The organism is Mesorhizobium sp. M7A.F.Ca.CA.002.09.1.1 (assembly GCF_003998555.1).
Lineage (GTDB): Bacteria > Pseudomonadota > Alphaproteobacteria > Rhizobiales > Rhizobiaceae > Mesorhizobium > Mesorhizobium ciceri.
Genome location: NZ_RZRR01000298.1, coordinates 1 through 5767, shown reverse-complemented (window position 1 = coordinate 5767; position 5767 = coordinate 1). Strand labels below are relative to the sequence as shown.

9 protein-coding genes and 1 tRNA gene are annotated in these 5767 nt (G+C 62.0%); 6 read left to right on the top strand and 4 right to left on the bottom strand.

The window, feature by feature from the left end; all coding sequences use genetic code 11:
* Both EN994_RS14990 and EN994_RS14985 read right to left on the bottom strand, forming a co-directional pair.
* On the bottom strand, positions 1-398 hold a 398-nt coding region (locus tag EN994_RS14990; protein WP_127307621.1), incomplete at its 3' end, for an extracellular solute-binding protein.
* Between the two features lie 63 nt (positions 399-461).
* On the bottom strand, positions 462-1505 hold the full coding sequence (locus EN994_RS14985) for a LacI family DNA-binding transcriptional regulator (protein WP_013530527.1): 1044 nt from the start codon (positions 1503-1505) through the stop codon (positions 462-464).
* A gap of 458 nt (positions 1506-1963) precedes the next feature.
* Between EN994_RS14985 and EN994_RS14980 the strand changes: the two genes are divergently transcribed.
* The 4 genes from EN994_RS14980 to EN994_RS14965 all read left to right on the top strand — a co-directional run bounded on the left by EN994_RS14980 (position 1964) and on the right by EN994_RS14965 (position 2917).
* Positions 1964-2039, top strand: a tRNA-Cys gene (locus EN994_RS14980).
* A gap of 202 nt (positions 2040-2241) precedes the next feature.
* Positions 2242-2445 carry a hypothetical protein gene (locus EN994_RS14975; protein ID WP_013530528.1) on the top strand — a complete coding sequence of 68 codons (204 nt, stop codon included), beginning with the start codon at positions 2242-2244 and terminating at the stop codon, positions 2443-2445.
* A gap of 5 nt (positions 2446-2450) precedes the next feature.
* Positions 2451-2642, top strand: coding sequence for a hypothetical protein (locus EN994_RS14970; RefSeq protein ID WP_027160878.1), 192 nt, complete (start codon positions 2451-2453; stop codon positions 2640-2642).
* Positions 2643-2695: 53 nt separating this feature from the next.
* Positions 2696-2917, top strand: a complete 222-nt coding sequence (locus tag EN994_RS14965; protein WP_027160877.1) for a DUF6500 family protein — start codon at positions 2696-2698, stop codon at positions 2915-2917.
* Positions 2918-2948: 31 nt separating this feature from the next.
* Here EN994_RS14965 and EN994_RS14960 read toward each other — a convergent pair whose 3' ends face one another.
* Both EN994_RS14960 and EN994_RS14955 read right to left on the bottom strand, forming a co-directional pair.
* Entirely contained in the window at positions 2949-3215 is a 267-nt protein-coding gene (locus EN994_RS14960; RefSeq protein WP_013530531.1) for a DUF1488 domain-containing protein, read from the bottom strand.
* Complete coding sequence (locus tag EN994_RS14955; RefSeq protein ID WP_063168668.1) at positions 3212-3460, bottom strand: hypothetical protein; 249 nt, start codon at positions 3458-3460, stop codon at positions 3212-3214. The genes EN994_RS14960 and EN994_RS14955 overlap by 4 nt, the downstream gene beginning before the upstream one ends.
* A 251-nt stretch (positions 3461-3711) precedes the next feature.
* On the opposite strand from EN994_RS14955, the gene EN994_RS14950 reads away from it, so the two are divergent.
* Positions 3712-4074: a co-chaperone GroES gene (locus EN994_RS14950; RefSeq protein WP_013530533.1), complete on the top strand. Its 363-nt coding sequence runs from the start codon at positions 3712-3714 to the stop codon at positions 4072-4074.
* 33 nt (positions 4075-4107) lie between these two features.
* Complete coding sequence (groL, locus tag EN994_RS14945; RefSeq protein ID WP_013530534.1) at positions 4108-5739, top strand: chaperonin GroEL; 1632 nt, start codon at positions 4108-4110, stop codon at positions 5737-5739.
* Positions 5740-5767 lie beyond the last annotated feature (28 nt).

Here is a 5767-nt window from a genome sequence, read left to right as displayed (position 1 = left end):
GAGAAGGGCAGGCCGTAAATGTGGTCTTTGTAGGTGCCGGTCTTCACATGCGCCGGCGACAGGCTGGCAAAATAGGGCAGGGACTTTGCCCAGTCGGTGATGTCCTCCAATTGGCCGGCTGCGGCGAAGGAGGGCGTGTAGATCAGGTCGAGCGACAGCGCGTCGGGCGCTGTGCCGCCGGCGGCCGCGGCACCGTATTTGGGGATGATCTCGGCATTGGGGATGATATCGAGCTTGACCTGGTTGGTGTGCGCCTTGTTGTAGGCATCGACGATCCTCGGCATGAAATTCGAACCGTCGGCGCGCACCCATATGTTGGCCGTCTCGGCGGCGGCAGTGCCGAGACCGCCGCCCAGAACGGCAGCGGCCAGGGCCAGTTTGGCAATCAGGTTCCTCATGTTCTCCTCCTCCAAGGTTGGCCGCGGTCCGCGGCTTGGCGCCGATTGCGCGGCGCTTCGTTTTCAGCCACCCGGCGGATGGCCGCATGACTGCCGCACCACCAGCCGGCACGGCAGTTTTCGAATGCCGGGCGCGGCGGGCTTGCCGCCGACCAGCGAAAGCAGGGTCAACCCGGCCTCGCGCCCGAGCGCGACCAGGTTCATGTCGACAGAGGTCAGCGGCGGGCGCGTCGCCTCGGCCACGATCTCCCAATTGTCGAAACCGATGACGCCGACATCCCTGGGGACGTCGAGGCCGCGTTCGCGCAGAGCATCGATGACGCCGCGCGCGATCTGGTCGTTGCCGCAGAAGACCGCGTCCGGCCTTTCGCTTTTGCCGTCGAACAGTTGCGCAACCGCCTGGTGACCCCAGGCTTCCGACCAGGAGCCGAGCAGCGGCTCGCTGACCGTCAGGCCGTTTTCGGCGAGCACGTCGCGGTAAGCCTGAACGCGCGCGTGTACCACGGCAAAGCTCGCCGGCCCGGTGACGTGGGCGATGCGCTTGCGGCCAAGCCGGCAAAAATGCTCGACGGCCAGCCGGGCGCCGCCAACATCGTCCGAGACGAAGGCAACGGCGTCGGGGTCGGGCTGCGTGAAGGCATAGATCACCGGGACGCGCAGATTGGAGAGGTCGACGGGCAGATGACGATCGATGCGCTTGCCAGTGGCGATGATGCCGTCAACGCGCTTGTCGAGCATGGCGTCGACATGCATCTGGCCCAGCCGCGGATCCTCCTCGACATTGCACAGGAACACCGAGACGCCATTGTCGACCAGCGCGTCCGAAATGCCCGACATCAGCGGCAGCGAGAAGCGGCCATAGGTATCGTTGGTGAGCAGGCCGACGGTGAAGCTGCGGCGTCGGAGCAGGCTTTGCGCCAGGCTGTTGGGCCGGAAGCCAAGCCGCCGGGCGGTCTCGCGAATGCGTTCGCGCGTCTCGGCTGTCATCCGGCCCTGGCTGTTGAGCGCCTTGGATGCGGTAGCGACGCTGACTCCGGCCTGCGCGGCCACGTCACGCAAGGTGACTGGCTTGGAAAAGACCGGAACAGGCAGATCGTCCGATGGCATCGCGCCGAGAGTCCTTAGTTGGAAAAAGGTTTTCTCTTACCGATCTGAAAGAGGCCCGGCAGGTGGCCGAGCCCGACTGAAATTGTTTGAGAAAACCTTTTCTCAGCTGAGGCTAGACCAGATTGGATCGCCGTTCAAGGGAAAAGCTGGTTGGGCCTCGGCTCTCTTCCTTCGAATGCAAACGCGGGTTAAAGCAGCGCCGGCAGCACTTAGCTCAGGGGAAGAGCGCCAGTCGCAGTGCTGGAGGCCCTCGGTCGAGACGGGGCGGGCTGCCGCTTGAGGCGTGAAGGATCGCAGCGTGCGCGGGATGCGAGGTCCGGCAAAGGGTTGGCGCTGCCGGGCAGCAAACCTGGCCGCAATATGTGCTGGCGGACGGTCTGAAGATCGTGCCGAAAATTCTGAACAGTCCCTCGGGATTAACCTTTCCGTAAATATTTGGCCGCTACTTCAACAGCCATGGCCTCGTGGCGGAGCGGCTACGCTGGAGACGGCAAATCTCTGAAGCCTCGGTTCGATTCCGAGGCGAGGCCTCCAAAATTTCGCGTCGAACAGCAGTCCCAATCTGCCCCAAGGGCAGTCAGTCCCCACGAATAGATTTGTGCGTTACGAAGGCGGTGCGGACCGGACGTTAAAGCAGTCCTGTCTTGCATTTGGCATGCCGGCACGCGCGAAAAGAGTGGTATGGAAGGGAGCCGAGCGTTCTTGCTTCGCTTTTTCCTGACATTCGAGGCCTTTCGTGCGTGAACCGTCGCTGCTGCCCGTCTTTGGAAAACTTGGCCTCAAGGCTCCTGCCGCCCTGGCGGCGGCACCGGCCTCGTCGGCAGGTGTGTCGCACCTGCGGAAGCTTCTGGCCGTGCATAGCGGCATGGTGCTGAAACTGTCGGTCGTCGCCTGGACGGTGCTGATCCTGGGCGCCGTGTTTTTCACGATGCAAGGCTGACCGGCATGGCCAACCGCTACACGCTGCGTATGGAGCTTCCCCAGAGCTGGAGCATCATCGATGTCTTCACCGGCCAGCCTGCGGTGGTCCGGCAAAAGGTGATGGTCGGGATGGGGCCGCGCGAGGCCGAGGACATGGTCGTGCAGATGAATGTCCGCGATGTCAAACGCCGCGAACGGGCCGAGCGCAAGGCCTGATCCGTAGCGGCCCGCCGGCGGAAGCCTGCCGCACCGCAAATCAAGGGATTCCCGTGAGAGCCAGCCTGAAGCAGAAGATACTGGAGATTTGCGACCGCAAGATCTCCGAGAAGGGGGCCGGCGTCGGCGTGTCGTTCTATGCGTTTTTCGCCAACAGAAACGACAACCCCGAACTCCTGATGGAAGCCGCCGAATGGTGGATCAGAACCCACCGCCTCGACCATTTCGAAAAGGCTGCGAAGATACGCGCGATGGTCGAGGGGATGGATCTTTAATCGTCGTTTTGAGCGACATGCAATGGACTGATCAGCCGAAATCGGACGCCGTCAGAACATACATGCTCTTGTGGGTGCGGTCGTAGGCCTTCGACGCGACCTCGCGGATGGCACTGCTCTCGGTGTCGAATGTCTGGAGATAACCGGCTTCATCGGCCGCGGTTCCCGGCCGCATCTTGGCCATGGCGTCGGCGGCGACGGAGAACGAGATCTGGAACATGCCGTCATGGCCGACGAAACGGATGCGCTGGCCCGCCTCGTCATAGCTGCGGCTGCGGTTGGGGAAGGTGAGGCTCATGTCTTAGCCTCCGTAACTTTCTTGGTCACCCGCTTCTTCTTCGGCGTCGGATTGAGGGCCTGGGCGACACGATCGGCCTCTTCCTTGGCCAGCCGAAGCTCCCTCAGCCTTGCCGTCTTGATCTCCCTGGCTCTTGCCTCGGACATATATTCGGCGGTCGCCTTGTTTTTCTCCGCTGTCTTCTTCTGCTTGTCGACAAAGCGGGCTTCAGCTTTTTCCATGATCGTCTGATTGCCTTCGGCCATCGAAGAAATCTCCCTTGTGCCTGAAATCGTGAAAGTGAACTTGTCCGATAAATAGGCACTCGATCGGCAAAATTCAATCTTTTGAATTATTTGACATTCTGCGGATATCACGAAACGGCCAGCTGAAATAATACTTTTGAATATTTAATTTGGTACGCGAATAATTTTTGGCACTCCTATCTATCGAGTGCCAACGCGTCTATAGAGGAGGGGCGTGGCCGCCTGTGCCGGCCCCCAGAAAGAAAGTTCCCATGAAATTTCGGCCACTCCACGACCGCGTCGTCATTCGTCGCGCCGAAGGCGATATCAAATCCAAGGGCGGGATCATCATCCCCGACACTGCCAAGGAAAAGCCGCAGGAGGGCGAAGTCATCGCTGTCGGCCCTGGCGCACGCGACGAAAACGGCGCGCTTGTTCCGCTCGACGTCAAGGCCGGCGACTTCATCCTGTTCGGCAAATGGTCGGGCACCGAGGTCAAGATCGACGGCGAGGACCTTCTGATCATGAAGGAAGCCGACATTATGGGCGTCATCGACAAGGACGAGACTGGCATCATCGACAAGGGCGAGACCGCTGCAACCGACAAGACCGTGGCCGCCAAGAAAGCTGCCTGACCTTATTTTCTCCGAACGTACTGGATAAAAATCATGTCTGCCAAGGAAATCAAATTCTCCACCGACGCGCGCGACCGCATGCTGCGCGGCGTCGAGATCCTTACCAATGCTGTGAAGGTCACGCTCGGCCCCAAGGGCCGCAACGTCATCATCGACAAGGCCTATGGCGCGCCGCGCATCACCAAGGACGGCGTCACCGTCGCCAAGGAAATCGAGCTTGCCGACAAGTTCGAGAACATGGGCGCCCAGATGGTGCGCGAAGTGGCCTCGAAGACCAACGACCTCGCCGGTGACGGCACCACCACCGCCACGGTGCTGGCCGCCTCGATCCTGCGCGAAGGCGCCAAGCTGGTCGCCGCCGGCATGAATCCCATGGATTTGAAGCGCGGCATCGACCAGGCGGTTTCCGCCGTGGTCAAGGAAATCCAGGCGCGCGCCAAGAAGGTCAAGTCGTCGGCCGAGATCGCGCAGGTCGGCACCATCGCCGCCAATGGCGATGCCAGCGTCGGCGAGATGATCGCCAAGGCTATGGACAAGGTCGGCAATGACGGCGTCATCACCGTCGAGGAAGCCAAGACCGCAGAGACCGAACTCGACGTCGTCGAAGGCATGCAGTTCGACCGCGGCTATCTCTCGCCCTATTTCGTCACCAATGCCGACAAGATGCGCGTCGAGCTGGAAGAACCCTACATCCTCATCCACGAGAAGAAGCTCGGCAATCTGCAGGCGATGCTGCCGATCCTCGAAGCGGTGGTGCAGAGCGGCAGGCCGCTGCTGATCATCTCCGAGGACGTCGAGGGCGAGGCTCTGGCGACGCTGGTCGTCAACAAGCTGCGCGGCGGCCTCAAGGTCGCGGCCGTCAAGGCGCCTGGCTTCGGCGATCGCCGCAAGGCGATGCTGGAAGACATCGCCGTGCTCACGTCGGGCCAGATGATCTCCGAGGACCTCGGCATCAAGCTCGAAAACGTCACCATCGAGATGCTCGGCCGCGCCAAGCGCGTGCTGATCGAGAAGGACACCACCACGATCATCGACGGTGCCGGCACCAAGGCGACCATCCAGGCGCGCGTCGCTCAGATCAAGGGCCAGATCGAGGAGACGACGTCAGACTACGACAAGGAAAAGCTGCAGGAGCGGCTGGCCAAGCTCGCCGGCGGCGTTGCCGTCATCCGCGTCGGCGGCGTCACCGAGTCGGAAGTCAAGGAAAAGAAGGACCGCATCGACGATGCGCTGAACGCCACCCGCGCGGCGGTCGAGGAAGGCATCGTGCCCGGCGGCGGCGTCGCTCTGCTGCGTGCCCGCTCGGCGCTTGGCGGCCTGACCGGCGCCAATGCCGATGTCACGGCCGGCATCACGATCGTGCTGCGGGCGCTCGAAGCGCCGATCCGCCAGATCGCCGAGAATTCCGGCGTCGAAGGCTCAATCGTCGTCGGCAAGCTCACCGACAGCAAGGACCACAATCAGGGTTTTGACGCCCAGAACGAGGTCTATGTCGACATGATCAAGGCAGGCATCGTCGATCCGGCGAAAGTGGTGCGCACCGCACTCCAGGATGCCGGCTCGATCGCAGCCCTTCTGATCACCGCCGAAGCGATGATCACCGACGTTCCGGCCAAGGATGCAGCACCTGCGGGTGGCGGCGGTGGCGGCATGGGCGGCTACTAAAACCCAGGATTTGTCCGATCTGTTGGAG

Bases quoted from the DNA above. Each gene is read 5' to 3' on its own strand.
- EN994_RS14985 (WP_013530527.1), bottom strand. From the start codon at position 1,505: ATGCCATCGGACGATCTGCCTGTTCCGGTCTTTTCCAAGCCAGTCACC.
- EN994_RS14970 (WP_027160878.1), top strand. From the start codon at position 2,451: ATGGCCAACCGCTACACGCTGCGTATGGAGCTTCCCCAGAGCTGGAGC.
- EN994_RS14960 (WP_013530531.1), bottom strand. From the start codon at position 3,215: ATGAGCCTCACCTTCCCCAACCGCAGCCGCAGCTATGACGAGGCGGGC.
- EN994_RS14955 (WP_063168668.1), bottom strand. From the start codon at position 3,460: ATGGCCGAAGGCAATCAGACGATCATGGAAAAAGCTGAAGCCCGCTTT.
- EN994_RS14950 (WP_013530533.1), top strand. From the start codon at position 3,712: ATGAAATTTCGGCCACTCCACGACCGCGTCGTCATTCGTCGCGCCGAA.
- groL (WP_013530534.1), top strand. From the start codon at position 4,108: ATGTCTGCCAAGGAAATCAAATTCTCCACCGACGCGCGCGACCGCATG.